Raw genomic sequence first — 25,684 nt, forward strand, 5'->3', positions numbered from 1 at the left:
GCATCACAGTGGGAAATCATCTTATGAGAAACGCCGAATTCGATCGCGAGAAAGTGCTGCGCAGCGCCATGAATGCCTTTATGGCCAAGGGTTACAGCAAGACGAGCATGCAGGATCTGACCCGGGCAACCGGCTTGCATCCGGGGTCTATCTATTGTGCCTTTGACAATAAGCACGGGCTGTTTCTGGCGGCAATTGATCAGTACCACGCCGATCGCGAGCAGCAGTTGCAGGGCTTTTTCCCGGCCGAGGGTTCACGACTCGAGTGCCTGCGGCGTTATCTGGACAACATAGTCAGCGAGTGCCTCAGCTGTGATGCCAGTCAGGCCTGCCTTTTGGTCAAGGCCTTGAGCGAAGTGGGTGAGCAAGATCTGGCTGTACAACAGAGAGTGAGCCAACATCTACAGCAATGGCAAACGGCGTTGCAGCAGATACTGCAGCAGGCCCAGGTGCAAGGTGAACTGGGCGCCGATAAAGATCCGGCGCAGCTGACCCGGTTTCTGATGATGGGTATTTATGGCCTGCGCACTTATGCCCATACTCATCCGAGCGCCGATGAACTCAGTGCCCTGGCAACAGAGCTGTATGAGCATCTGAGTCTCTGAGCCAGCCGCAAGCCTTGAGCGCCCAAGGCGCCTCCGCACTTCAGCATCACTGGGCCTTGAAGCCTATCCGAAAGCCACCCCAGTGTTTGCCCTTAACATAAATGGGCACAGAGAGATCGTGCATCACCTCGCCCGTGTCACGCTTATAGGTCTGCAGCAGCACCGGCTCTGTGTGCTGGCCGCAGCGGATCCCTGTGGGGTCGTTGAACAATCTCTTGGTGCGGTTTTGCAGCATATCCCGCTCCCTATCACCGGTCAGCGGCTGGCAGAAACGCTGATTGTGAGTAGGAAAGTAGCCCTTCTTATCGACCGCACCTGCGTAAATCACCTCCCGGTGACGCTCCAGTATCGGTTCCTGCAAGGCCGGAAAGTGCTTGTCGGTAAAACCGTCAAAGGCGGTGTTGTATTTGGGCGGCTCTGTCGCCGCTATCGGCCGATATTGCGGCGAAAACAGCTGCTGCTCAGTAAACTTGCCTTCCGCCAATCCTTGCTCCAGCGCCTGGGCGCAAGCCTTGGCGGCCTGCTGCGCTTCTTTGAGAATAAGCTGATCGAAACTGCCGGTATCCCAATGCGAAAGCGCCCGGAACATTCCCTCTGTGGTCTGCGACAGCCCAAAAGCCTGACGGGAGATCTGCTCGCTGCGACGACCTGTATCTGTCAGCGACTCGCTGATATGGGTAATGGCATTGGAAATATCCGCCGTAGTGCCGCGATATTCACGTAAAGCCGCCTCAATCTGCTCTAGCGCCTGCGCCGAATCCTCGACACCCGAAGCGATACTGTCAAACCTCTGCTCCAGTGAATTCATGGCATCCACGGCGCCGGCCGTTTGGCTAACCACCTGATTCATTAGCTGTGAGGTGCCATCGGTCAGCTCTCTTATCTGGGTCAACATGGCGGCAATATTCTGGGTAGCCTCTGCGGTCTTGGCCGCCAAACTGCGCACCTCATCGGCCACCACGGCAAAGCCCCTGCCCGCCTCTCCGGCCCTGGCGGCTTCAATGGCGGCATTGAGCGCCAACAGATTGGTCTGGGCGGCAACACTGTCAATCACTTCGGTAATTTTGCCTATGGCATCGGCCTGCGCCTTGAGTTGTCCCACGCCGGAGGCGGCCTTGTCAACATCCAGGCTCAAGGCTTCAACCGCACGAAAACCACTGGCGGCATACTGACGCCCTTCCATGCTGACACTGCGCGATGCCTGTGCCTGATTGAGCACCACTTCGGCATGTTCACTCAAAGCCACGGTAGTATGACTCAGCTGATTGGCCGCCACGGCAATTTGCCCGGCTTGCTGGCCGCTGGAGTCCAGAGTGAGCTTGAGCTGGTCAACAAAGTGGGACACTTCGGCAGCGCCGATAGCAATACGACTGGCATCCCGGCCCAGTTGCTGCGCCGCCTTGTCATCACTTGCGCCCTCACTGGATGCTTGCTTGGCGCTTTGGACCACGGGGCGGGAAGCCCAGCGCAGCGCCAATACAGGGCCAAGAAGCGCAAGACACCATCCAAGCAGTGAAAGTAATAGATTGTCAGCACTTAAAGCCAACTGGACACAACCCAGTGCCAGCGCCCCGAGCAGCAACCCCGCCAGCATAGGCAAAATACGGTTTTTCTCAGACATGCAGCCTCCCTTCCTATCCTTATTGTTGGTTTGTACCAAATAAGGGATCCTTGAGTTTTCAGCATAACCCAAAGCACGGCGCTCTGCCGAATTGGACATAAGTCTATAGCGAGGTAATGAGCTTCTACGGCCGGAGACGGTAAGCATGATCAGGCGTGGCTTCACACTGCCGGCAGCCCGATGGGCCGACAGGTGCATTTAGTGCGGGAAAGCTGCTAGAATCTGCCACTCTTTTTCAACGCATTGATGAGACATTGCAAAGATGGGCAGAGCATATCAAAACCGCAAGGAATCCATGGCCAAAACGGCTGCACAGAAGACCAAGGTCTACTCCCGTTACGGGAAAGAGATCTACGTGTGTGCCAAGGGTGGCGGTGTCGATCCCGACGGTAACCTGGCACTGCGGCGCCTGATTGAGCGCGCCAAGAAAGATCAGGTACCGGCACACGTTATTGACCGGGCCATCGACAAGGCCAAAGGTGGTGGCGGTGAAGACTATGATACTGCCCGTTATGAAGGTTTCGGCCCGGGTAACTGCATGGTGATTGTCGACTGTCTGACCGACAACGGCAAGCGCACCTTCACCGAGGTTCGTCAGGCCTTTGTGAAGAATGATGCCAAGCTGGGTGGCCCAGGCACTGTGGCCCACATGTTCGATCACCAGGCAGTATTTGTCTTCCCCGGTGAAGACGATGAAGTGGTGCTCGAAGCCCTGATGATGGCCGATGTCGATGTTGCCGATGTCGAGTTGGAAAACGGCATGATCAGTGTCTACGCCCCCAACACCGAATTCTACAAGGCCAAGACGGCATTGCTGGAAGCCTTCCCCGAGGTCAACTTTGAGATGGAAGAGATCACTTTCGTACCACAGAACATGGTGGAAGTGTCCGGTGAAGATGTCGCCCTGTTCGACAAGTTTATTGCCGCGCTGGAAGACTGTGATGACGTGCAAAATGTCTATCACAACGCCGAGATCATCGAATAATCTCAAAGATTTAGAATATGAAAAAGGGACCAGATGGTCCCTTTTTCATTTCTGCATCAAAGTTAAGTCCTTGAATTAACGCAGTTCCATTTCCTGGATGATCTCGTGGGCTATTTCCGGGGTGGTCACCTCGGGCTTTTCATGAAGATCGGCCTTGAGTTGTCCCTTTCTGTGCTTGAGCGCCGCTTCCAGTTTTTTGCCTGCCTCGGCGATAGCCGGATACATGACTTCGTTCTTGCCGGAGGCCGCGACCGCCACCCCCTCGTAATTGGTTCGAATATCAACCTGATGTACGCCATGCTCTTTGGCAATAATGATGTCCAAGCCAATCAGGCTGGGAAAATGCTTGGCGATTTTGGAAAACTTCTCTTCGATATGGCTACGTACTGCTGCTGTAACTTCAACATGATGACCTGAAAGCTGAATTTTCATAGGTTTTCCTTTTTTCTGCTGATTCACTTATAGAGCTTGGGGCTTTCAGCGTAAAACACAAGGGGCAATGTTCAAATAAAGCTCGATAAGTGCCTTATTCTGCTCTTGTATGGTCAAAATTAATCCAGAGTTCATCATACTCCCTGTTTAGTGCTGTTTTTATCGCCTGTAATTAGCTCGATTTAATTCAGTTCAATATTTTCAGCCCCTTCATTATCAAACCCTGGCCAACTTGATACAGGCATCATTTACAAGTAAAACACGAATGCTAATGTTTATCATTAAGCATTATTAAGATAGAATCAGCGCATCTGTTTCCCTTGATGACCAATGCACTATCCGCAGCAATCATGAAATCTTTATCTCTATTACAGTTTCCCAGGCGCCATCCCCAAGCCCTGACCATTATCAGCCGGGCGCTGGCATCTATTATTGGCGGTTATCTTATTGCGTCTTTGGCCTGTGCCCTGTTGGCTGTGAGTCTGCCGATGAGCCGTATCGACAGTACAGTGTGCGCCATGATGCTGTCTTTTTTGATCTACGCCCTGGTGGTTATCAGGGTATTTTGCATCAAACGCAGTTTGCGGGCCTGGCAGGAACTCCTGCTGCTGGCGGCCGCCTTGTTTGGCGTGCTGAAACTGCTGGGGGCTTGAGATGAAAGACAGTTTTTTTCGAACTATGACCTGGCTACACACCTGGGTAGGCCTGCTGGTTTGTTGGGTACTGTTATTGGTGTTTTTTGCCGGAACCCTGAGCTACTATCGCCATGAAATCAGCCTGTGGAATCAGCCTGAGCTACACAAAGAGGTGTTCCAATCCTACGATACCACCCGCCTTACTGAGCAACTGAGTCAGGGCGAGGATTATCTCAGGCAAAATGCGGTCAACGCCCAGCGCTGGCTGATTGAATTCCCCACTGAGCGTCATCCCATGTTGAGTTATGGCTGGCAACAGCCGCCGGAGCCGGGACAGCGCCGCGGCGCCTTCAGTGAACATGCAGTCAAGGCCGATAACAGCGGCTATGTGACTGAAGTGCGGGAGAGCCGCGGCGGCAACTTCTTTTATCGCCTGCATTTCGATCTGCACTATATCTCGGCCATCACGGCGCGCTGGATTGTCGGTTTCTGCACCATGTTTATGCTGCTGGCGATTATCTCAGGAATAGTGATCCATAAACGCATCTTCAAGGACTTCTTCAGCTTCCGCCCCGGCAAGGGCAGTCGTTCCTGGCTCGATGCCCATAATGTCAGTTCGGTACTGGCACTGCCATTCCATTTGATGATCACTTATACCGGGCTTATCACCCTGATGATCATCTATATGCCCTGGGGCATATTGGTCAACTATGACAGTGACCGCCGGGAATTTATCAATGAAGCCCGTCCCGGCAGCAGCTTTACCCGCATAGCTGCCGCCAATGAAGCCGCGCCTCAATTGCCACTGGCAAGCTTCCTGCCCAAGGTGCAGCAAACCTTTGCCGAACTGCCGCTCAAGTCGGTGTCAGTGATCAACCCGGATGATGCCAACAGCCGGGTAGTGGTCACTTTCAACACAGGCGAGCAGGTCACAGAGCGGGAGCTGTTTATGGTGTTCAGCGGTACTGATGGCGAGCTTCTCTACAGCGCGGACAACGACATCAGCGCCGCCAAGGCAACTCACGACGCCATGATGTCCTTGCACACCGCCCGTTTCTCCGGCCCCGTACTGAGGGGGCTCTTCTTCCTTCTGGGGCTGAGCGGCTGCGTGATGATAGCCAGCGGCACCTTGATGTGGGCGGTTAAGATTCGCCAGAAACAACAAAAAGCCATCAGTCAGGGCGCCAAGCCCAGCCTGGGTCTGCGCCTGGTGGAAACGCTGAACCTGATGTTTATCCTCGGTCTGCCCCTGGGCACAGTGGCCTTTTTCTATGCCAATCGCCTGCTGCCGGCCTCTTTGCCTGGCCGCAGTCAATGGGAGGTTCACAGTTTCTTTATTCTGCTGGTGATCAGTGGCCTGCTGGCTATCTGGCGCCGAGACAAAGCCATGTGGCGCGCTCAACTGGCGGCGCTGACAGCCGCACTGGCGTTCTTGCCGCTGCTGAACGCCCTGACCTCGCCAGCCAACCTGCTGAGCAACTTCGCGGCCGGTCAATGGCAATTGGCAGGATTTGATCTGCTGGCGCTGGCCTTCGCTGCCCTTGGCTTATTTGCCTTCAAGCGTTTGGGGAGACTGCCAATGAAACAAACGGCCAAGGCCCAAAAACTTCAGGCGGTGCGCGGATGATGATTGCACTTATTGCGTTGACTTATCTCGCCTTTGGCCTGCTGGCCATGTCCATGTTCGGTCATTTCCGTGAGGCCATGGGGCGCGCGCCAAAAACATTGGAAAGCCAGCTATTGTATGTCAGTGGTTGGCTGACGCTACTGATGAGCCTGATACTGTGTGTCACAAAATATGATTGGGGTTACGGTAGCATACTGTTTTTCGGTCTGATGACGCTGGCCGCCCTGCCTGTGGTTTTACAGCTCAGCTATGCCAGCCGTAGCCTACCAAAAACGTTAATATTGGCACCTGTCATCCTGATAGCGGGTTGGTTTATCTAACCAACTCTGCCTCAAACTCGCCATGAAAAAGCGCTGCAACTGCAGCGCTTTTTAGTGTGTATCTCAAAAGAGATCCAGCAATCAGCGAGGATTTTTCGGGTTTTTACAGCCTTTACCCTTACATCCACCTGTGTCACCGCCACCGCCGGTGCCACTGCCGGAGCAACCATTGGCGGTCAGATAATCCACAGCATCCTTGGCCTGTACCAGACCATAACCTGTCTCATCATCACGGCCGGAAGCGCCAAGATCTTCGGCGGTGGCACGCAATGCCGCACGAATGTCACTGTTGCTGCACTGAGGGAAATGACTCCACACCAAGGCCGCAACCCCGGCCACATGAGGTGTCGCCATCGAAGTGCCGTCGAAGTATGCATAGTTACCCGCGCCGATATCAACGCTGGCATTGCTGCCCACGGCCGCCAACATGGCCGCACCATCGGTATCACTCACACCCACAGACGGAATGGCGGTAACCACCTCACCCAGAGTCCCGTTCAAGGCACCCGGCTCATTGTTGTAGATAATGGCCGCAACACCACCGCCGTTTTCACAGGCGAGCACCTTGTCGGAGAAGGCGATATTACCGCGCTGAATTAAACACACCTTGCCGGCGGCATCACACTGGCTCTCACCTGTGCCGCAGTCAGCCAGAGTACCGGCGGCGCTACCTGTAGGTGAGCCTTCCATACCTATGGCCTCATAACCATTGCCGGCAACAGCGGCAGCAGCTACCAATGCAGTGCCCATAGGCACAGAGGAAAGTACGCCGACCCCCGGGCCGGAGAGCTCAACCTGACTGGTACGCTGTGAGAAATCCGCATGCTGCTTGTTGGCATCCACTGCGGCAACCGACACCACAGAGTTATAAGATGCCGGATAAGAGTGACGGGTATTGCCGTCGTTACCGGCTGCAGCAATACTCAGAATGCCGCGACTGTCGGCGGCAGCAAAGGCGCTGTCCTCGGTGCGGCTCTTCATGCTGCCACCCAGACTCATGTTGATTACCTTGGCGCCGGCCTGTTCACACTTGTCCAGTGCGGCAACCAGGCTGGATGAATAGCCCCAACCATCGGCATTGAATACCTTGATAATGTGCAAGTTAAGATTGCCGTTGGGGTTTACGCCTACCACACCAACCCCATTGTTGAGCGCGGCAATCGTCCCGGCCACATGGGTACCATGATGGTTTTCATCTGTGTACCAGTTGCCGGTACCCGGATCATTGGTGCCATCAACATTGTTGCCCGATAGGTCTTCATGAGCCAACTGGTAACCCGAATCTATGATACAGACCTTCATATTGCCGGTCTGGGCGTCACTGAGTTGGTCGGCCTGCACCATGGGAATACCATAAGGCACTATCTGTGAAAGCGGGAAACGCTTCACATCCGCTTCGACATATTCCACGTTGGGATTGTTGGCCAGACCCTTGAGAGCCTGAGCCGGGATAGAAAAAGCGGCGGCGTTGTGGGCCGACAGATCCAGCTCCATTTTAGCACCCATGGCCTTCATCTGCGCCATAGTGCTGGGGCCTTTCCCCTCCTTGAACTTAACTATGTAGCGTTCGTTATCTGCAGCCTGTGCACCGACGCACAGCGCCAAAGTCACCGCTGCTGCGAGGGGCTTGTAAAATGCCTGCATAATGTTCTCCTGCAATTTGTTTTTGGTCTGCATTTCGATTCATCTCGAAATATTATTTTTATTAACAATTGAAACAAAGTGTTTACACACTATGTTGTTATAGCGCTGCAAGACTTCAGATGCAAGACTAAAGTAGGTGGAATGACCAAAGAGATCAGACTAAAGAATTAGAAGTAAAAAATTAAAAATAACAAATTAAATCAACCAAATAAAACAACAAAATTATTGAAAACACCCAAAACAAATAAGCCAAATGGAATCGTGATGACCTGTGGCAGACAAGGGTTTGGCAAATAGGCTATAGTGGCCGCTACTTTGCAAACCGTCTCAAGGAGCATCCAATTGAGTTTTCATCTGACCGTATCCTGGCAAACCAGCCCGGCGCCCGAGGGAGAGTTCAATCGAGATCATCAAATAGACTTTGGTACTGGCCAACAGCTGCTGGCGTCAGCAGCCCCCGAATACAAAGGCAATGAGGCCAAGGTCAACCCGGAAGAGAGTCTGCTGGCGGCATTGTCGTCCTGCCATATGCTGACCTTCCTGACCATAGCTCACTTGAAGCGCTTACCGGTCGAGAGCTACCGGGATAACGCCACCGCAGAAATCGGCAAGAAGGAGTCTGGCAAAATTGCCGTGACCCGTATGAGCCTCAACCCTGAAGTCACTTTTGCCGAAGGCACTGAGATAGATAGGGAAACACTGGAAAAGATCCACGAAAAGGCACATGCCAACTGCTTTATCGCCAACTCACTGGCGGCAGATACCGAAGTGGAAATCAATTTCTGAGCAATAAAAACGGGTGTCACCGGCCCGGGAACCACTTGGCCGATAACACCCTAACACCTGAACAGGGGATGCCAAATGCATCCCCTGTTTTTTATCGCTGCATGCTTACTTAATATCGTCCGCTTCGCCCTTGGGGGGCATGGGGCGAGCATTCAATGCCGGTATCGGCTCGCGAACCAGTTCATCCTTGAGATAACTGATAGCCCGCTCAAGCTGAGCATCTTTGCCTTTGAAGGTTGCCAGAGGCAGATTGTCGACCTCGATATCCGGGCTGACACCGCGGCCTTCAAGCACCCAGCGGCCATCGATAGCATACTGAGGATATTCAGCAACCCGCGCCATGCCCCGGTCGGTGAGGCTGTTGCGGCCCGAAAGCCACACCCCGGCGCCCGCCGTCTGTTTACCCACCAAGGGCGCCAATCCCAGTGCCTTTATGCCGGCGGAGAAAGTTTCACCATCGGAGTAGGTCAACTGATCTGTCAGCACCACCAGGTGGCCGCGGAACGTCTGCTGCATGTTGACATAAGGCGCGCCTGTTGTAGGTTGCCAGAAGGCCCAGGCCTTACGCAGCAGCTTTTCGATAATCCAGCTGTCGATATTACCGCCACGATTGCGGCGCACATCGATAACCAGACCATCCTTGTCGTAGTTGGCGTAAAACTCGCGGGCAAAGCTCTCAATATCACCACTGCCCATGGCATACAGATGCAGATAACCTATCTTGCCGTCGCTGGCCTTGGCCACCTTATCGGCATTGGCATTGACCCAATCGAGATACCTGAGTTTGGCGTTGTCACGGTTGCTGATCGCCTGCACTATTACCTTGTGCTGTTTGCTGCCGCGCTTGAGTCCCAAAAGCACCTGTTTGTCGGCCTGATTACGCAGCATAGAGGTGAGCTGCGCCAGGGTAGCCAATTTCCGGCCATTGATATGGGTGATGATGTCGCCATCACGGACATCGACCCCGGGGCGCGCCAGCGGTGAGGCCTGCATCGGCAGTTCAGGGTCGGTGCGATAGATATGGCTGACCTTGACACCATCTTTCACCTGACTCAGACGTGCTCCCAGCTCGGCGGCCTTGGGCATATCGGGATCCTTGGCAAAGTCACCGCCGCGCACTTGCGAGTGCAGCGCATCCAGTTCACCCATCATCTGAGTGAAGATATCATTCAGCTCATGTCTGTCGGTGAGCCGGTCCAGCAATGGCTGATATTTGGCCTTGGCGGCTTGCCAATCGACCCCGCGCATCTTGTTGTCGAAAAAAGAGTCTCTGTGCATCAGCCAGGCATCTTCAAAGATCTGCTGCCACTCCTGACGCGGTTGAATGGCGAGTTGCCACTGGGATGTTTGCACCACGGCATTGCTGAGATCGCCCGGCAGTTGGTCACCCACTGGCACTATCACCATCTCTTTGGGATTGCTCTGCTTCCGCAGCAATACCTTGCTCTGATCGGCCGAGAGTTGATAATCGCGCACATCATCTGCGAATGTTTCCAACTTGGGACTCAAAGGGTCAAACTTCACCAGCTTGAGCGCCGACTGTTTGCCTGTGATATCGCTATCGAGCAGATAGAGGCCCGGGCCCAACACCTGCAGTTTCTGGTAATTACCCGCCTCGATGGGGACTTGCCACAGCCGCGACTTCAGGCCTTGCCAATCCACTTTCAGCTTATCGTCAGCGGCCTTTTCATCACCGGCAGCAACGCCTTGCAGTTCGTTGGGACGTTGGAATGGGAAACGGGCATCCTGACTCAATGCCAGGGCAAATATTTGGCTACGCTTGTCAAATACGGGGCCCATGTTGCGATCGCCCCAGGGCGAAGCTGGAGTGGCCTGGAACTCACGGTTTGACAGGAAATAGAGCCACTGACCATCCGGGCTGAAGCTGGGCGAAAAAGACTCGTACTTGTCGCTGGTCAGCATCTCGCCCTTGGCGGATTCCAGTGAGTAAAGCATCACTTGGCTGCGCTGGGCACCGACTTCCGAGCGAGTCAAAGCCAGGAAGCGGCTATCCGGCGACCAACGGATATCGGCATAGGGGCCAAGACCTTCGTTGTTGGTCACTATCTTCTTATTACTGCCGTCTTTGAGATCCAGCAGCCACAAATTACCGGCATAATCATCATGGGCCAAATAACGACCATTGGGCGACAGCTCCAGGCTCATTCTCAATGTGTTGCCATCTTGGGTCAGCTGCTTGGCGCCAGCGCTGCCATCGGCGGGATAACGCCAGATCTCTTGCTCACCGGAAGCATCCGAGATGGCATAGACCCAACGGCCGTCATGACTCATCAGTGCGTTGCGCATTCTATGCTTGCCGTCCGAGTCCAGCTCTACCAGACGGGAACCATCTGTAGTCGCCAGCGCCACATGGCTGCGGGCAGTGATGACCACCTTGTCTCCTGCCGGGGCCAGCCTGGCACTGGTGGCAAAATCGAGCGGATCGTTAACCCAATGTTCACGCCGCTCGGGGAAGTCGGAGGCCAGACGCAGATCCAGCTTCTGCTCCTTCCCGGAAGCCAGGTCCCACAGGTGAATATCGGCGCCCAGCTGGAACACTATGCGGCCGCCATCCAGATAGGGGCTGCGCACTTCGAAATCACGATATTGAGTCAACTGTTGAAGATCTGAGCCATCGCTGGCCATAGACCAGATGTTGGCGTTGCCATCGGCATCCGAGACAAAATAGACCCTCCCCTGCCACAGCATGGGATGACGCAGCGAGCCCTGATGCTCTTTGCCCAGCCGCACGGCCTCTTTGTCCTGCCCCAGTTGATAACGCCACAGTTCGCCCATGGCGCCGCCGCGGTACACCTTGGCATTATCCCCTGTGGTTTGCAGCCCAAAGCGGGTGAAGTAGACATACTCGCCTTGTGGGTCAACCACGCCTTCTATGGCATCGGCCAGCGGCAGATCGCGGGTTGTCAGGGTATCCGGGTTTACCGAACGCAGCACCCAGTAATTCGCCGGCCCTTGGGCATTGTCTGTGGCATAGAGAATTTCGCCATTTGCGGTCCAGCCCTGCAGCCGTACCTGGCTGTTTTCGAAGCTGACGCGCTTGGCTATCCCGCCGCTCATGGGGATCACATAGACTTCCTGGGCACCGTCATAGTTGGCGGTAAACGCCAGCGATTTTCCATCGGCAGAGATCTTGGCATTCAACTCTTCGGCCGGCAGGCTGGTCAACCGGGCGGCCTTGTCCTGCCCGAGCTTCTGAGTCCAGATATCCCCTTCGGCAGTAAACACCAGGGTGTTGTCATGAATCGCGGGCGAACGGTAATAGCCCTGGCCCGCTTCTGCGGCGTAGGCGGCTGCACTGCCCAAAGTTCCCAATGCCAGCATACAGCAGGCCACGGAGTGACGAAGTTTCATGAATGCCTCTATCTCTGTTATTAGTCTGTTGGTACGGTTTTACGAGCCCAACAAGTTAACAGAGAAAGCAGCGGGATTCAGCTGTTGCCGACGACAGAAGTTTTAGCAAATGTGTCGGCAGGCATACTGAAAAATCAAACTGATAGCGGCCAGCCGTGGGTTATTTTGCTCAAGGATTCATTCACATCGAACAGCCTGATGCGTATGTTGTGGGCGCCCATGGCCGCCACTCGTTGTGAGTGCATGCAGGCGTAAGCTTCGGCGCTGGCTTCATCTTCAAACAGATAGATGCCACCGGCCTCGCCGCTGCGTGGGTTTTCAGTCCAGATTTTGGCAATGAAACCCGGCTCCCGGGTAATGGACTCGGCCAGAGGCTTGGCTTGCTCAGTCAGGGCATCGCCCATCATTTCGGCGGGAAATTCAAAATCGATTTGCAATAGAGTGGTCATTCAACCCTCCCCTTGGTTTGCGGATAAATGTCAGGGAAGATACAAACAAGTGACAGGCCTTGAACGCCTGTCACTGTTTTAGCCGCTCTCTTTCAAGAGAGCGCCGTGAGGACCTTCCTGATAAAATCATAAAACTGCTGCGCGTTCGCTACAAGGAGGCACAAATTAGTGGCATAGTTACCCTAAAGTAACTTGCGCCCAGCCTTATGACACTCAATCAGCAAGCCCCTCTCTGCCCGGCCTATCAGGTTCTGCGGCTGATCTGCGGCAAGTGGAAACCCGCCATTCTGTTCCTGCTGCAACAGCAACCACAGCGCTTCAGCTACCTAAAACGACATCTGCCCGGTGTCAGTCAAAAAGTGCTGACCGCTCAGCTAAAGGAATTGGAGCAAGACGGCGTACTCACCCGTACTCTCTACCCTGAAGTGCCACCCAGAGTCGACTATCGTCTCAGTCCGCTTGGAATGGCACTGTTGCCGCTGCTGGAACAGATGCACCTTTTTGCCGAGCAAAACGCCGACTTGCTGACGGGAGAGCCCCAATGAAACCTGTGCCCTGGTTCGATGGCTTGAAGCGCTGGCATTTTGCCTTGGCCACTGTTTTATTATTCGGTATTGAAGTATTGATAGCCCGCTACGCCCCGCCCGGCTTCATCCGCGGGTTTATCGGCGATCTGCTGGTAGTCATATTGATGTTTTGCGCCCTTAAAACCGTGAGCCCCTGGGCAAGTCGGTTGCTGCTTCCCTTGGTGTTGGTATTTGCCTTCGCCATAGAGTTTGGCCAGGCCTTTGGCTTGGTGGATAAGCTGGGGCTGGGCCATATTCGCCTGGCACGAATCGTTATCGGCAGCCACTTCGATTGGCTGGATCTGCTGGCATACAGCCTGGGTTGCCTGCTGTTACTCCCTGGTTCCATTGCGCTGTCTTTTCCGGGAAGAGCCAAGCTCAAGGGCCGGTGAATAATCCCTGAAATAAAACTCAGTTTCGGTGCTTATCCCCTATCTTAGGCCAATATCTGCACCACCTGGGCGGTATTAAGACTGAGAATTATCCACTAACTTGGGCTAAAAGACCGGGAGCAGGTTAGCACCTGCCCCCCGGGGATTTGACGGTTCAAAAATAGCGGTTTAAAAGTCACGGTTCAAAAATAGCGATTTAAAAGTCACGGCTCAAAATAAGCGTAAACCTTGTAAAGCTCGCTAGTCGCGGGTCAGGCGGTTTATCAACGCCTGATGCTGAGGGAAACGCTCGAGCAGTTCATCACGGCCAAACAGCTTGAAGTCATCGAAGGTAAAGCCAGGTGCCACCATACAACCTACCAGCGAATAGCCCGGGTTATTCATTGCCGAACCAAAGATAGTGCCTTTGGGCACCAAGACCTGTGGCCGCTCACCTTTGGCCAAGTCCATCCCGAGTTGAGCCTCGGTCAGCTCACCCTGCTCGGAGATCATATAGATGGTCAGCGACTCACCACTGTGGAAGTACCACATCTCATCGGCCGTCAGTTGATGCAGGTGGGACTTTTCACCCGTCTTGAGCATAAAGTAGATGCTGGTCCACAGGTTACGGCTGTCATCAAACCGGCTGTCCGAGACGAATGAACGACCGAAATACCCGCCCTCAACATGGGGCTCAAGCTCGAGTGCCTGGATAACATCATCGGCGGTCAACATAAAAACTCCTGTTATTAAAATGAGGGCAGGCTCCCTGCCCCGTGATGGATTAAAACTGACGGACTTCCCGATAACTCTTTTTAAGTTAAGCTCAGTCCTTAGTCTCAGTGATTCTCTTTGACTTCGAGACTCTGCTTGAGACGCTCAAGCAAGGCTTGCCAGCGCTCGCTCTGCTCCCGGTTAAGCACTTGCGCATTCTCGGGCGCCGTATCCTGATGGATAAAGGACTGCTGCTTCAGTTGCTGCAGTGCCGCTTCTTCCACCAGGGCCGATTCATTTGGATTCAAGGCCTTGGCCAAGGTATCCGGCAGCGTCAGTTGATAATCTGCGGCTATGCCTCGTACCAGCACTGCCGCCTGCTCAAGTTCACCGACTTCGATGGCACTTGTCAGCCGATCCAAACGGCCGTCGATATCCCTTGGCAACGCGGCCAGAGCTTGTTGCTGCCTGGGGGCCATTCTCGCTCTTTGCTGCACAGTATCCTCTGCCACGGCGCGATTCTTTACAGCACTTTCTTGAGGAGGCATATCCTGTTGCTGAACAGCTTGTTCCTGAGGTGCCGCTCGCTTGGCGGTCATGGGTTGCAGCCTGGCGGGCTGCGCCGCATCTTCAGCGCTATCTGCCTGCGGGCTGATTTCCAAATTGGCCGGAGCACTAAGCTGCGGCGCCGATGAGTTTCGCAGCTCGGGATTCAGAATAAACAGCCCTGCCACCAGCATCACAGAAGCCGCGGCGGATAGGCCATATCTGTGCTTTTGCCAGAATCCGGGCGCCGGACGGATCACCTCTGGTGCTTGGCGGCAGTTGTCCCTCGCCTGCTGCAGAATTTGCTGATCCAAGGCCTGGGGCGGCTGCTCGACAGCACCTTCACGATAGAGCGCATCTATCTGCGACTCTGGTGTGGCAGCATCATCGCGTTTGCTCTCTGTCATTCAATGCTCTCCTGGGTCTTGCGCCCCAAACAGTCACGCAGGCTCTGATAGGCATAACGTATCCGGCTCTTGGTGGCCTCCAGCGTCGCCCCGGCCACTTCGCTGATCAGTTGCGCCGTCAGCCCGAACTCCTGATTCAGCAAGAAGGCTTCCTTCTGCACCTGGGGCAAGAGACCGATGCACTCCTTGAGCCAGGCGACCTGACGACTTCGCAGCAACTCGCTATCCGGCTCGGCGGTTTGTGGGCCCACCAGATTGGCCTGCGCATCCGGCTCGTCCTCATCTATGCTGAGACTGTCGACCGGTTTAACCGCCCGCACATGGTCAATCAGCAGGTTGTGGGCTATCCGGTACAACCAGGTGGTAAACTTGGCACTGGCTTGATAGCTCTGCGCCGCCTTGATCACCCGGCTCCAGGTTTCCTGATACAAGTCTTCAGCCAAGGCCATGTCACTTAACTGGCGGACAAAATACCGGTAGAGTCCGCCCTTATGTTTAAGATAGAGGCGCTCAAAGGCCTGGGCATCTCCGGCGGCATAAGCCAGCATCCAGGTCTCATCCTCACCACTTGGCAATCCCGTTTGCCTTTGCTGTTCCAAATTCTCTCTCCTGACCGGCAGCTTAGTTGGCTATTGGGATGAGAGTTTGCCCCCATGCCATTGGACTGTAAACCCCAATGGCGCGACTCTGGGTCTCAGTTTTGCCTATGCCCCTATTCCAGCGGCTTAAATCCGGAGGCCGGCATAAGTTCAAGCATGGGTTCGGACATAGGTTCGGCGCTGATTTTGTTAATCATGGCTTTCTTAATCCCGGGTTGCTCGGCCAACAGTGCGGCGCTGCGAGCCAGGCTGACAAACTCATGTCGATAACCGTATGGGTCTTCGCCCTTGGCCGAATCGGCAAGCTCGGCGACCTGGCGCCAGTCAAAGTCGTGCAGATACACTGAGCCGTTAAGCAGTTGCCCAAGCCCGGCTACCGCCGCGGCAAAACGCAGATCATCACTGGCGAGCGCAAGCGACTTTTGGGCCGAGTCCAGGCGAATGGCGTGAGTATAAAGCCGACTCTTGCTGTCTTTGCTGCTGTCACTCAAGGGTGGTTTAGCTCACAGTTTCAGATAACCAAGCTCTTCACGGCTATATTTTTCCTTGCCACTGACAGGGTCGCGACCATAGCGCAATGCATCGTTGGCCAGATTATTTGAATCCGTAAGGCTGAGCTCATACAGGGCCGTCACCACATGCCCTGCGCCCATTTCGGCGGCGTCGACCTTATCGTTGTTGAAATCCTCCCGCTTGAGGGCGCGGTTCTCATAGCCGATGAGGCGATACTCGGCCACCAGCGCCGGGTTGAACTCAAGCTGCACTTTGACATCCGACGCTATGGTCAGCAGGGTGCCGCTACGCTGCTCCACCAGGATTTTACGAGCCTCGTTGAGGGTATCGATATAAGCGTATTGGCCATTACCCTTATCCGCCAACTGCTCCAACATGCTGTCGCGGTAGTTGCCTAGGCCAAACCCCAGAGTTGTCAGGCCTATCCCCTGCTGCTTTTGTTGTTCAACCAGCGCCAGCAGCTCCTGCCTGCTGGTCAGGCCTACATTGAAGTCGCCGTCGGTGGCCAGCAGAACCCGATTTACCCCGCCACTGATAAAGTGCTTGCGGGCCAAACGGTAAGCTGTTTGGATGCCTTCACCGCCGTTGGTGCCACCGGCGGCCTTAAGCTCAGCCAAAGCGGCGTCTAAGCTCTCGCTATCGGCGCCATTGATACCGTCCAGTACTACGCCGGCCTCACCGGCGTAGACGACTATCGACACCTTATCCTGTGAGGTGAGCGTGTCGCTGAGCATTTTGATGGCCGATTTCAGCAGCGGCAACTTGTCCTGCGATGACATGGAGCCGGAAACATCCAGCAAGAACACCAGGTTGGCGGCACCTATCTGACTGGCCGGCACTTCATAGCCCTTAAGCCCGATACGCAGCAGCATCTTGCCTTCATTGTAAGGCGACGGCGCCAGCTCAGTACTGATGGAGAAAGGCTCGCCTTTGTCCGGCTGTGGGTAGTTGTAGTAGAAATAGTTAATCAACTCCTCGACTCTCACTGTACCCTTGGGGGGCAATGCTCCCAGGTTGATACTGCGCCGCATCAGGCTGTAACTGCCGCTGTCCACGTCAACGGAAAAGGTCGATAGCGGCGTCTCGCCCGCCACCATGATGCCGTTGGCGATATACACCTCCGAGCCATTGGCGAGCACTGTGGCGCTGGGATAATTCACATCCGCCAGAGTCAATTCAGATGGCACGCTCAAGCTTCTTGGCTGGACATTGGGCTGATACAAAGTCCGCGGCGATGCGGCGGCGCTGACGGCTAATTTCTGGGCTTGCGCTTGGGTTATAGCATTCACAATATCCTGCCCGGGGTCTTTGCTTGGCAGCACAGTAGTTTCAACCTCAGAGGACTGAGGCTCACTCGCTTGATTGGCGACCTTGGGTGGCTCATGGGACTGCTGTGGCTGGCAAGCGGCCAACCCCAAACTGCCAACTAAAATGGCCAACAGGCTAAGATGATACCGACGCCCGGCAATGGCCGCGCTTTGATTTATCCCCATCTTCCCTTTGCTACTCACCTTGCACGTGCCTGCTAACATTGTCGCCTTCATAACATTTCTCCTTATTTGGCTGTTGTTATTGCAAACGGACAGCAGAAGCAAAAGGGTTATTGAACCCACAATAAATCTTGCCAATAAACCAAAGCGCTGTTGGATGATGGCTGAGAAACACCAAGCGACCAAGGCAGAGAAAAAAGATGGGCAAACCTGAGAAGCATAACCACCTCCGACCAAACACACTTTCAACCCAAAAAAAAGCTTAAAATTTAGCTTTTGAGCCATACATCACACAAGATGGGTTTGCAGAAGCCTAAAATAACGGCTCTTTTTTTCCGGCCACAAGCCGTGTTCGATTTTCTGGAGCCCTGTCGACGTGCCTCACATAAGCAATTTCAGAACCCAACTCTTTTCTTTGCGCCTGGGCCATGCCCTGCGTGAAGTCATCGCCAAGGAAGGCTATAGTGGTAAGCACTTTGGCCAAGATCTGATGGCCGGGGTCACAGTGGGGATCATCGCCATTCCATTGGCCATGGCATTGGCTATCGCCAGTGGTGTTGCCCCTCAATATGGTCTCTATACCGCTATCATAGGCGGCTTTATCATCGCCCTTACCGGCGGCTCACGCTATTCCATCTCTGGCCCAACCGCCGCCTTTGTGGTGCTGCTTTATCCCATAGCCCAGGAGTTTGGTCTCGCCGGTCTGCTAATGGCGGGGATGATGTCAGGGGGGATTCTGATAGCCATGGCGCTGCTGCGCCTTGGTCGCCTTATCCAATATATTCCCCAATCGGTAACGCTGGGCTTTACCGCCGGGATAGGCGTGGTCATTGCCGTTCTGCAGCTGAAAGACTTCTTCGGCCTCCCCATAGACAGCATGCCGGAGCAGTTCGGTGAAAAGCTGCAGGTACTGGCGCTGGCGCTGCCACAAACCGATTTTCCCAGCTTAGTGGTGGCATTGGTCACTCTGGCTGTAATGTTGTTATGGCCAAAACTGAAGTTGCCTGTGCCGGCGCATCTACCGGCTATCATAGTCGGCAGTCTACTTGCACTGCTGCTTGGCAGTTTTGGGCAAGAGGTCGAAACCATAGGCAGCCGCTTCCATTATCTACTGCCCGATGGTAGCCAAGGCAATGGCATTCCGCCCTTCCTGCCAAGCTTTGAGTGGCCTTGGCTGCAACCTGGGCCGGATGGGGAACCTCTGGGGCTTTCCTGGCAGATGGTAAAAGCGCTGGCTCCGGCTGCCTTTGCCATCGCCATGTTGGGCGCCATCGAATCCCTGCTGTGCGCCGTCGTGCTCGATGGCATGACAGGTAAGCGTCACAGCGCCAACAGTGAGCTGCTTGGCCAGGGGATAGGTAATATAGTGGCCCCTTTCTTTGGCGGTATCACAGCCACAGCCGCAATCGCCCGCAGCGCGGCCAACGTCAAGGCCGGTGCTTTCAGCCCGATATCGGCAATTATCCACTCCCTGGTGGTACTCCTGGGGCTGGTGGCGCTGGCAGGCTTACTTTCCTTCCTGCCAATGGCTGCCATGGCGGCCTTGCTGCTGGTAGTGGCCTGGAACATGAGCGAAGCTCCCAAAGCCTGGCAACTGCTGAAAACCGCGCCGCGCAGCGATATCTGGGTGTTCTTAAGCTGCTTTTTCCTGACGGTAGCGTTCGACATGGTGATCGCCATCTCCTTCGGGATCATGCTGGCAGCCCTGCTGTTTATGAAAGAGATCGCCGAGATGACCCGGCTCTACGATATCAGCCACAATAAACGTTATATTGACCGGCCGTTACCGAACGATTGGGTAGTAATGAAGATCAACGGCCCGCTGTTTTTTGCCGCGGCAGAGCGCATCTTTGCTGAAATCGCGCAAATGACCCAGAATAAACAAACAATCGTGCTCTATATGGATGGGGTGTCGATTCTCGATGCCGGTGGCATGGCGGCGTTGAATAAATTGATACGCAAATGCCAAAGTAACGATACCCGTCTGCTGGTTGCCGATCTGCAGTTCCAGCCGATCCGGACCCTGGCCAAGGCCAAGGTTCAGCCTATCGAAGGTGTACTCAAGTTCTATCCCACTTTGAGAGAGCTGATTGAAGAACAGGTGCCGCTCAGTACGGATGGCCAAACTCCTGCAAAAGCCACCCAGAGCAAACCGGCACAATAGCGTTAACTTGCCGTTGCTTATATCTTCCCGCGCCCGGTTTTACCCGGGCGCTCGCTTATCCAGCCAAAGCAATAATCATCGCAAACTACTGACACAATTGTAAGAAATTGGCTATCCCCCCACTAAAGCTAATCTGCTAGTATGCGCGCTGACTAAAAAAGCACTCGAAAAAGTGCAATGCGAATCGCCGCCACAAGACAAAGGACTGGGGATGGAAACCAAACACACTAAGCGCTACCACCTGTTGAAATGGGGAGCCGGACTGGGACTGCTCTGCCTAAGCCAACTGGCGCTGGCAGATGAAGAAAAAACGGAGGCAGAGATCCGCTGGCAGGCGATGAGCCCGATAGCCAACCTGTATCTGAGTCAGGCCAATGCGGAAGACTTTATCGCCCAGGGGGATAATGAAAAAAGCCGCTACAACAACTACGCCGGCGCCCTCGCCTATTACCTGATGGCTACTGAGCGCGATAGCAGTAATATCTGGGCGCCCTATCAAGCCGCCGGTACTCTGGCAATGCTGGAACTTAAAGAGCAAGCCATCGAAATGCTGTTGCAAGCCGACAACCGTGGCCTGTGGCAATATATCATGCTCGAGGAAGACGACGAACTTAACGCCATCAGAGACACGGATGAGTACCGCACTGTACTTAAAAACAGTCAGAGCCGTTATCTTCAGCACGCCAAGGATACGGGTAAGGCTTATATCTACCAACCCAAGGGGCCTGCCCCCAAAGATGGCTGGCCCGTGCTGGTCTGGTTATCCGGCTATGGCACCGAAGGCAGTAACAGTGCCCATATGGCCAAACTGCTGACAACTGAACGGGCAATATTTATCGGCATCAACGGCACGGAAAAGCTCAATGAGCACAGCTTCCGCTGGGCCAGAACCGAAACCGAGTCCAGTCACCAGGCAGTGCAGCAGGCTTTAGCCAAGGCGGCAAAGAACAGCCCTGTCAACAGGCAGAAAGTGGCATTGATGGGCTTTTCCCAGGGTGCCCTTCACAGCGCTCACCTGCTGGCCAAACACCCGAATGATTATGTCGGCGCCCTGCTATTGTCTGCAGGCGGTATGCAAACCGAAATCAAGGCTTCGGCGCCCGCCGGTAAGCGGCTGGTTATCTCATACGGCGAACAGGAGCACAGCAGTAATCTGGCGCTGGATAAACAGCTGGAACAATTTTTTAGCCCGGGTAATCAACTGCAGGTCAAACCGCATCATGGCGGGCATTTCTTTGATGATGCCTGGCAGCAGAAATACCCGGATTATGTCAATTTCGTATTGGAACTCAATTAAGGAAGATTAGATGGAACTGAAAAGTGCCTCAGGTTTTAAATCCTATTTTACCCCCAAGCGCATTCTGATTGGGGTGGGCGTTTTGGCGGCCCTGGGAATTGCCCAAAGCTCGGTATTGATGACAGATGCCGGTTACACCTATGTGCATCAAAACAATGTTACCGGCTCTTTGGATGTGTTCACCGAGCCCGGCATCCACTTTCGCATGCCGTTTCTGTCGAAAATAACCCGCTATGATCAGGTCGTTACCGTCTCCTTTGGCAACAACCAGGGCGAGGTGTTCTACCAACGTCTGCCGGCGCTGCAGGTACGTTTTGCCGATACCTACACAGGCCAGGTACCGGCCACTTTCCGCTTCAAGCTGTCTTATGATCCCGAGCAGCTCAAGACGATGCATCGGGAGTTTCGCTCCAACGACAACCTGATTGACACCATGTTGATCAAGAACGCCCGCAACGTCACTGTGATCACCTCGACCCAATATACCGGCGAAGAGTTTTTCCAGGGCGGCCTCAATCAGTTCAAGGCACAATTGTCGGATCAGCTCAGCAACGGTATCTACACCACTGAGCGGCGCCAGGTTGAAGTCGAGCAAGTGGATCTGGTGCCGGTTGGCTTCGATCAGGAAGATTCCAACAAGCTGCAAGCCACCAAACAATTGGTGTGGAAGACAGTGCCTATTACCGACAAGAGCGGTAATCCTGTACGTCAGGACAACCCGCTTAAACACTATGGCATCACGGTCACCCAGGTCACCATTGGCGATCCCAAGCCGGAAGATCAGCTGGACAAGCTATTGACCGACAAGAAAAAACTGGTTGCCGAGCGGATCCGCACCATTCAGGAGCAGGAAACATCCAAGGCTCAGGCCAAGACGGAGCAGCTGCGCAAAGAGATCCAGCGGACCCGCGAAGTACAGGATGCCCAGCGTGCCAAGGAGCTGGCGGTTATTGCCCAGCAAAAAGAGGTTGAAGTGGCGCGGCAAATCGCCGAGCGTGAACTGGTGGAAGAACGCAAGAAGAAAGATATCGCCACTCTGAGCAAGGCCAAGGAGCTGGAAATCGCCCAGGCCAACCTGGAGATCCAGAAAGCCAACTCGGCCTCGGCCATGTTTGAGGCCAAGGCGATCCGTGAAAAAGGGATAGCCGAAGCCGACGTACTGGCGGCGAAATACAAGGCATTGGGTGCTCATGAGAAGGTGTATCTGGCCGAGCTGAACCGGGATGTGGCCAACGCCCTGTATCAGAACCTGCCCAACTTCAAGGTGGATATGCCGAAGAACTATATCAACGGCAGTGGCGGCAACGGCATGACCTCCAATCTGGACGTGATCACCGGCTTGTCGGCGTTGGGACTGATGGAAAAAAGCACCGCCCTTGGCAGCAAAGCATCCGTTAAATAACGGACTGGTTAGAAAGTCAATTTTAGGGAGGCTCGGCCTCCCTTTTTATTTGCCTTCATTTCAGGTCATACTGATATGCCCAACCGCAAGGAGGCCTTATGTCTATGCATTCATCCGTTTCACTGCGCCCGCTACGCCGCGCTATCTCGCTTGCAGCGGCTCTCTCGACGGCGGCTTTGCTGACAGCTACCGTGAGTGGCTCTGCACTGGCTGAAAATTCAGCGCCATCGGTACTGAAGGATATCCGCCTGCCCCAGGGCTTTGAGATAGAAGTCTATCTGGATAATGTCGCCAATGCCCGCCAGATGGCGCTTGGCAGCCAAGGCACACTCTTTATCGGCAGTCGCGGCGAAGGTAAAGTCTATGCCGCAATAGATACAGATGCCGATGGCCGCCACGACAGGGTCAAAGTGATCGCCTCCGGGCTCAATATGCCTTCCGGGCTGGCCTTTCGGGACCAGACTCTCTATGTGGGCGCCGTGAGCCAAATTCTCGCCTTTGACAATATCGAGCAGCAACTGAGTCAGAGTGCTTCCCCGAGTTATCGAATCTTTTATGATGACTTACCCACAGATAAGCATCACGGCTGGAAATACCTCAAGTTTGCCGCCGACGGCCGCCTGTATATACCCATAGGTGCGCCTTGCAATATCTGTGATGCCGGAAGCGACTACAGCAAAATAATCAGCCTGGATCTCCAAAGCAAACAACCAAGGCTCGAAGCCGCCGGTGTGCGCAACAGTGTCGGTTTCGACTTCGACCCTATCAGTGGCCAGCTGTGGTTTACCGATAATGGCCGCGACATGATGGGAGACGATATGCCAGCCGATGAGCTCAATCATTTGAGTCAGCGCGGCCAACATTTTGGTTATCCCTACGTTCATCAAGGGGATACCCTGGATCCTGAATTCGGCAAAGGTAAGCAGCCTGCCGATTTCAGCTCTCCTGAAGTCAAGCTGGGTGCTCATGTAGCGGCGCTGGGGATGACCTTCTATCGCGGCGACAGCTTCCCCAAGGCCTATCACGGCGGCATTTTTATTGCCGAGCACGGCTCCTGGAACCGGTCCAGCAAGGTAGGATATCGAGTGCGTTTCGTGCCGATAAAACAGGGCAAGGCCGGTGAACCTCAGGTGTTTGCCGAAGGCTGGCTCAAGGGCGAAACCGTATCCGGACGCCCCGCCGATGTACTGCAGTTACCGGATGGTTCCTTGCTGATAGCCGACGATGCCCAAGGCCGCCTCTATCGCATCTTTTATTCGGGCTGATTTTTGTCCGAAACACAGTGTTCAAGGGCAGCGCGCGCCGTCCTGTCATGATATTATCTGCAGCCATTATCGCCCGGCCTTGGGAACAACGCCGGGATAAGGAAGCTGCGAACCACGCCTTGTATCCAGTCCTGTAAGCCCACGCAGAGCACGCATGGGACTGGTTTGCACCTTCCGTTACTGTACCCGACCTGGAAACAGGCAAAATATTATAAATAAAATCAGTAGTTAAGGAGTTATCATGCAAGCCCTCGTTGCTGTTGTAATGGGTTCCAAGAGTGATTGGCCCACCATGGAAGCGGCCGCAGAGATCATGGATTCTCTCAAGGTGCCCTACCATGTCGAAGTGGTTTCGGCCCATAGAACCCCAGACAAATTGATGGAATTTGCCGCATCAGCAGCAGACAAAGGATACAAGGTCATCATAGGCGGTGCCGGCGGCGCTGCTCACCTGCCGGGTATGATAGCTTCCAAGACCCGCTTGCCTGTACTGGGCGTGCCGGTACAAAGCAAGGCCCTCAGCGGCATGGACAGCCTGTTATCGATAGTGCAGATGCCCAAGGGGATTGCCGTGGGAACGCTGGCCATAGGGACAGCCGGAGCATTCAATGCCGGCCTGCTGGCCTGCCAAATGCTGGCAACTCAGGACTCGCAACTGGCCGAGCGCCTCGAAGCCTTCCGCGAAGCTCAAACCCGCGCGGTACTGGATAATCCGGATCCGAGGGAAGACTGAGATGGCTGACAAGAGAGTTTGGGTACTGGGCGATGGCCAACTGGGTGCCATGTTGCGTCATGCCGGCCAACCACTGGCCATAGATGTCCGCCCCGTGGATATCATGGCGCCAAGCGATGAAAAGTTGCCGCTGACAGACACAGATATTATTACCGCCGAGCGTGAGCAGTGGCCGGAATCGCCCCTGAGCCTGCAGTTGTCGCAGCACTGCCATTTCATCAATGGCCCGGTATTTGGCCGCCTCGCCGACAGATACACCCAAAAATCCCTGCTGGATCAGCTCAAGGTGGCTACTGCGCCTTGGGAACTGCTGGATGATAACACCCAAGCCAATGATCTTTATCACAAATATGGTGAAAGAGTTCTATTGAAACGCCGCACCGGCGGCTATGATGGCAAGGGGCAGCACTGGTTGAAGCAAGCCGAGTCGAGCACTATCCCAGCCGATTGGCGCAATGAGGCGATTGCCGAACAGGCGATCCCCTTCGATGAAGAGGTATCTCTGGTTGGGGTTCGCAGCCGCAGCGGCGAGTGCTTCTTTTATCCCTTGACACTCAATCTGCATCAGGATGGCATTCTGATGGCATCGATAGCCCCCTTGGCGCGATTGCAACCATTGCAGGCCGAGGCCGAGACTATGCTCAGCAGCATAATGCATGAGCTTGAGTATGTGGGGGTGATGGCGATGGAGTGTTTCCGGGTGGGCAATCACCTGCTGGTCAATGAGCTGGCTCCCAGAGTGCACAACTCAGGGCACTGGACTCAAGCAGGCACTCATATGGATCAGTTCCAGTTGCACCTGCGGGCCTTGTGCGAATTGCCACTGATGACGCCTCAGGTTAACTTCCAATGTGTGATGGTAAACCTGATAGGCATAGATAAGGACGACCGTTGGCTGAGCCTGGCCAATGCCGAGCTGTTCTGGTACGACAAAGAGGTGCGCCCCGGCCGTAAGGTTGGCCACCTGAACCTATCGGTACTGGATAAAAACGCGCTGACAGACAGTATCAACCAGCTTAAGCAGTGGATGCCGACTCAGTATCAGGCACCACTCTCATGGATACAGGCAGAGTTTGGCTGAAAAACGGGCGGGCAAGGGTTGCCCGCCTTTTAGTTCAATTCAAGGTATAACTTTAGGGCT

The 25,684-nt window shown here is 54.5% G+C and carries 22 protein-coding genes and 1 pseudogene; 14 read left to right on the forward strand and 9 right to left on the reverse strand.

From position 1 onward, the window contains the following. Positions 1–23 precede the first annotated feature (23 nt). Complete coding sequence (locus WKR14_RS13870) at positions 24–605, forward strand: TetR/AcrR family transcriptional regulator (protein ID WP_101056644.1); 582 nt, start codon at positions 24–26, stop codon at positions 603–605. Positions 606–651: 46 nt separating this feature from the next. Here the strand turns inward: WKR14_RS13870 and WKR14_RS13875 are convergent, their stop codons facing one another. Beyond that, positions 652–2,226, reverse strand: a complete 1,575-nt coding sequence (locus tag WKR14_RS13875; protein WP_339086526.1) for a methyl-accepting chemotaxis protein — start codon at positions 2,224–2,226, stop codon at positions 652–654. A gap of 262 nt (positions 2,227–2,488) precedes the next feature. On the opposite strand from WKR14_RS13875, the gene WKR14_RS13880 reads away from it, so the two are divergent. After that, positions 2,489–3,211 (forward strand): YebC/PmpR family DNA-binding transcriptional regulator, encoded by a 723-nt coding sequence (locus tag WKR14_RS13880; protein WP_286995985.1) that lies wholly within the window; start codon positions 2,489–2,491, stop codon positions 3,209–3,211. Positions 3,212–3,286: 75 nt separating this feature from the next. Here the strand turns inward: WKR14_RS13880 and hpf are convergent, their stop codons facing one another. Then, positions 3,287–3,643: a ribosome hibernation-promoting factor, HPF/YfiA family gene (gene hpf, locus WKR14_RS13885; RefSeq protein WP_039033763.1), complete on the reverse strand. Its 357-nt coding sequence runs from the start codon at positions 3,641–3,643 to the stop codon at positions 3,287–3,289. Between the two features lie 350 nt (positions 3,644–3,993). On the opposite strand from hpf, the gene WKR14_RS13890 reads away from it, so the two are divergent. The 3 genes from WKR14_RS13890 to WKR14_RS13900 are packed head-to-tail and all read left to right on the forward strand — an operon-like array spanning position 3,994 to position 6,225. Next, the gene (locus tag WKR14_RS13890) at positions 3,994–4,296 is read left to right on the forward strand and encodes a hypothetical protein (RefSeq protein WP_071476266.1); all 303 of its coding nucleotides are present in this window, start codon (positions 3,994–3,996) and stop codon (positions 4,294–4,296) included. 1 nt (position 4,297) lies between these two features. Then, positions 4,298–5,905: a PepSY-associated TM helix domain-containing protein gene (locus tag WKR14_RS13895; protein ID WP_339086530.1), complete on the forward strand. Its 1,608-nt coding sequence runs from the start codon at positions 4,298–4,300 to the stop codon at positions 5,903–5,905. Next, complete coding sequence (locus tag WKR14_RS13900) at positions 5,902–6,225, forward strand: DUF3325 domain-containing protein (RefSeq protein ID WP_039033762.1); 324 nt, start codon at positions 5,902–5,904, stop codon at positions 6,223–6,225. Before WKR14_RS13895 ends, WKR14_RS13900 begins: the two co-directional genes overlap by 4 nt. Before the next feature lie 81 nt (positions 6,226–6,306). Here the strand turns inward: WKR14_RS13900 and WKR14_RS13905 are convergent, their stop codons facing one another. Beyond that, positions 6,307–7,869 carry a S8 family serine peptidase gene (locus WKR14_RS13905; RefSeq protein WP_071476308.1) on the reverse strand — a complete coding sequence of 521 codons (1,563 nt, stop codon included), beginning with the start codon at positions 7,867–7,869 and terminating at the stop codon, positions 6,307–6,309. A 342-nt stretch (positions 7,870–8,211) separates the two neighbouring features. On the opposite strand from WKR14_RS13905, the gene WKR14_RS13910 reads away from it, so the two are divergent. Continuing rightward, a complete protein-coding gene (locus WKR14_RS13910) occupies positions 8,212–8,655 on the forward strand; it encodes an OsmC family protein (protein WP_028781544.1) in 444 nt (147 codons plus the stop codon). A 105-nt stretch (positions 8,656–8,760) separates the two neighbouring features. On the opposite strand, the gene WKR14_RS13915 is transcribed toward WKR14_RS13910, so the two are convergent. Next, the gene (locus tag WKR14_RS13915; RefSeq protein ID WP_339086533.1) at positions 8,761–12,027 is read right to left on the reverse strand and encodes a S41 family peptidase; all 3,267 of its coding nucleotides are present in this window, start codon (positions 12,025–12,027) and stop codon (positions 8,761–8,763) included. 134 nt (positions 12,028–12,161) lie between these two features. Then, positions 12,162–12,476: a monooxygenase gene (locus WKR14_RS13920; RefSeq protein WP_025010933.1), complete on the reverse strand. Its 315-nt coding sequence runs from the start codon at positions 12,474–12,476 to the stop codon at positions 12,162–12,164. Between the two features lie 206 nt (positions 12,477–12,682). Between WKR14_RS13920 and WKR14_RS13925 the strand changes: the two genes are divergently transcribed. Continuing rightward, positions 12,683–13,021: a winged helix-turn-helix transcriptional regulator gene (locus tag WKR14_RS13925; RefSeq protein ID WP_101055084.1), complete on the forward strand. Its 339-nt coding sequence runs from the start codon at positions 12,683–12,685 to the stop codon at positions 13,019–13,021. Beyond that, complete coding sequence (locus WKR14_RS13930; protein ID WP_339086535.1) at positions 13,018–13,434, forward strand: DUF2809 domain-containing protein; 417 nt, start codon at positions 13,018–13,020, stop codon at positions 13,432–13,434. Before WKR14_RS13925 ends, WKR14_RS13930 begins: the two co-directional genes overlap by 4 nt. A 240-nt stretch (positions 13,435–13,674) precedes the next feature. Here the strand turns inward: WKR14_RS13930 and WKR14_RS13935 are convergent, their stop codons facing one another. The 4 genes and pseudogenes from WKR14_RS13935 to WKR14_RS13950 form a co-directional block, all read right to left on the reverse strand. Beyond that, on the reverse strand, positions 13,675–14,148 hold the full coding sequence (locus WKR14_RS13935; RefSeq protein ID WP_101055082.1) for a cupin domain-containing protein: 474 nt from the start codon (positions 14,146–14,148) through the stop codon (positions 13,675–13,677). A 104-nt stretch (positions 14,149–14,252) separates the two neighbouring features. After that, positions 14,253–15,080 (reverse strand): hypothetical protein, encoded by an 828-nt coding sequence (locus WKR14_RS13940; protein ID WP_339086536.1) that lies wholly within the window; start codon positions 15,078–15,080, stop codon positions 14,253–14,255. Then, positions 15,077–15,628, reverse strand: a complete 552-nt coding sequence (locus WKR14_RS13945; protein WP_339087754.1) for a sigma-70 family RNA polymerase sigma factor — start codon at positions 15,626–15,628, stop codon at positions 15,077–15,079. The genes WKR14_RS13940 and WKR14_RS13945 overlap by 4 nt, the downstream gene beginning before the upstream one ends. A 164-nt stretch (positions 15,629–15,792) precedes the next feature. Beyond that, a pseudogene (locus WKR14_RS13950) lies at positions 15,793–17,685 on the reverse strand (vWA domain-containing protein). Positions 17,686–18,058: 373 nt separating this feature from the next. Here WKR14_RS13950 and dauA point away from each other — a divergent pair. The 6 genes from dauA (at position 18,059) to purK (ending at position 25,624) form a co-directional block, all read left to right on the forward strand. After that, positions 18,059–19,846, forward strand: a complete 1,788-nt coding sequence (gene dauA / locus WKR14_RS13955; protein WP_339086538.1) for a C4-dicarboxylic acid transporter DauA — start codon at positions 18,059–18,061, stop codon at positions 19,844–19,846. A 211-nt stretch (positions 19,847–20,057) separates the two neighbouring features. Next, entirely contained in the window at positions 20,058–21,143 is a 1,086-nt protein-coding gene (locus tag WKR14_RS13960; RefSeq protein ID WP_339086540.1) for an alpha/beta hydrolase, read from the forward strand. A gap of 10 nt (positions 21,144–21,153) precedes the next feature. Beyond that, the gene (locus WKR14_RS13965) at positions 21,154–22,545 is read left to right on the forward strand and encodes an SPFH domain-containing protein (protein ID WP_339086542.1); all 1,392 of its coding nucleotides are present in this window, start codon (positions 21,154–21,156) and stop codon (positions 22,543–22,545) included. 98 nt (positions 22,546–22,643) lie between these two features. Next, the gene (locus tag WKR14_RS13970; RefSeq protein ID WP_101055067.1) at positions 22,644–23,810 is read left to right on the forward strand and encodes a PQQ-dependent sugar dehydrogenase; all 1,167 of its coding nucleotides are present in this window, start codon (positions 22,644–22,646) and stop codon (positions 23,808–23,810) included. Between the two features lie 241 nt (positions 23,811–24,051). After that, a complete protein-coding gene (purE, locus tag WKR14_RS13975; protein WP_025010942.1) occupies positions 24,052–24,543 on the forward strand; it encodes a 5-(carboxyamino)imidazole ribonucleotide mutase in 492 nt (163 codons plus the stop codon). Between the two features lies 1 nt (position 24,544). Beyond that, positions 24,545–25,624, forward strand: coding sequence for a 5-(carboxyamino)imidazole ribonucleotide synthase (gene purK / locus WKR14_RS13980; protein ID WP_101055065.1), 1,080 nt, complete (start codon positions 24,545–24,547; stop codon positions 25,622–25,624). Positions 25,625–25,684 lie beyond the last annotated feature (60 nt).

Origin of the sequence: Shewanella chilikensis (assembly GCF_037953065.1) — a bacterium.
GTDB classification, from domain to species: domain Bacteria; phylum Pseudomonadota; class Gammaproteobacteria; order Enterobacterales; family Shewanellaceae; genus Shewanella; species Shewanella chilikensis.

What these genes read in the sequence shown, in the direction of transcription:
- WKR14_RS13870 (WP_101056644.1), top strand. Translation starts at nt 24, where the DNA reads ATGAGAAACGCCGAATTCGATCGCGAGAAAGTGCTGCGCAGCGCCATG.
- WKR14_RS13875 (WP_339086526.1), bottom strand. Translation starts at nt 2,226, where the DNA reads ATGTCTGAGAAAAACCGTATTTTGCCTATGCTGGCGGGGTTGCTGCTC.
- WKR14_RS13880 (WP_286995985.1), top strand. Translation starts at nt 2,489, where the DNA reads ATGGGCAGAGCATATCAAAACCGCAAGGAATCCATGGCCAAAACGGCT.
- hpf (WP_039033763.1), bottom strand. Translation starts at nt 3,643, where the DNA reads ATGAAAATTCAGCTTTCAGGTCATCATGTTGAAGTTACAGCAGCAGTA.
- WKR14_RS13890 (WP_071476266.1), top strand. Translation starts at nt 3,994, where the DNA reads ATGAAATCTTTATCTCTATTACAGTTTCCCAGGCGCCATCCCCAAGCC.
- WKR14_RS13895 (WP_339086530.1), top strand. Translation starts at nt 4,298, where the DNA reads ATGAAAGACAGTTTTTTTCGAACTATGACCTGGCTACACACCTGGGTA.
- WKR14_RS13900 (WP_039033762.1), top strand. Translation starts at nt 5,902, where the DNA reads ATGATGATTGCACTTATTGCGTTGACTTATCTCGCCTTTGGCCTGCTG.
- WKR14_RS13905 (WP_071476308.1), bottom strand. Translation starts at nt 7,869, where the DNA reads ATGCAGGCATTTTACAAGCCCCTCGCAGCAGCGGTGACTTTGGCGCTG.
- WKR14_RS13915 (WP_339086533.1), bottom strand. Translation starts at nt 12,027, where the DNA reads ATGAAACTTCGTCACTCCGTGGCCTGCTGTATGCTGGCATTGGGAACT.
- WKR14_RS13920 (WP_025010933.1), bottom strand. Translation starts at nt 12,476, where the DNA reads ATGACCACTCTATTGCAAATCGATTTTGAATTTCCCGCCGAAATGATG.
- WKR14_RS13925 (WP_101055084.1), top strand. Translation starts at nt 12,683, where the DNA reads ATGACACTCAATCAGCAAGCCCCTCTCTGCCCGGCCTATCAGGTTCTG.
- WKR14_RS13930 (WP_339086535.1), top strand. Translation starts at nt 13,018, where the DNA reads ATGAAACCTGTGCCCTGGTTCGATGGCTTGAAGCGCTGGCATTTTGCC.
- WKR14_RS13935 (WP_101055082.1), bottom strand. Translation starts at nt 14,148, where the DNA reads ATGTTGACCGCCGATGATGTTATCCAGGCACTCGAGCTTGAGCCCCAT.
- WKR14_RS13940 (WP_339086536.1), bottom strand. Translation starts at nt 15,080, where the DNA reads ATGACAGAGAGCAAACGCGATGATGCTGCCACACCAGAGTCGCAGATA.
- WKR14_RS13945 (WP_339087754.1), bottom strand. Translation starts at nt 15,628, where the DNA reads ATGCTGGCTTATGCCGCCGGAGATGCCCAGGCCTTTGAGCGCCTCTAT.
- WKR14_RS13960 (WP_339086540.1), top strand. Translation starts at nt 20,058, where the DNA reads ATGGAAACCAAACACACTAAGCGCTACCACCTGTTGAAATGGGGAGCC.
- WKR14_RS13965 (WP_339086542.1), top strand. Translation starts at nt 21,154, where the DNA reads ATGGAACTGAAAAGTGCCTCAGGTTTTAAATCCTATTTTACCCCCAAG.
- WKR14_RS13970 (WP_101055067.1), top strand. Translation starts at nt 22,644, where the DNA reads ATGTCTATGCATTCATCCGTTTCACTGCGCCCGCTACGCCGCGCTATC.
- purE (WP_025010942.1), top strand. Translation starts at nt 24,052, where the DNA reads ATGCAAGCCCTCGTTGCTGTTGTAATGGGTTCCAAGAGTGATTGGCCC.
- purK (WP_101055065.1), top strand. Translation starts at nt 24,545, where the DNA reads ATGGCTGACAAGAGAGTTTGGGTACTGGGCGATGGCCAACTGGGTGCC.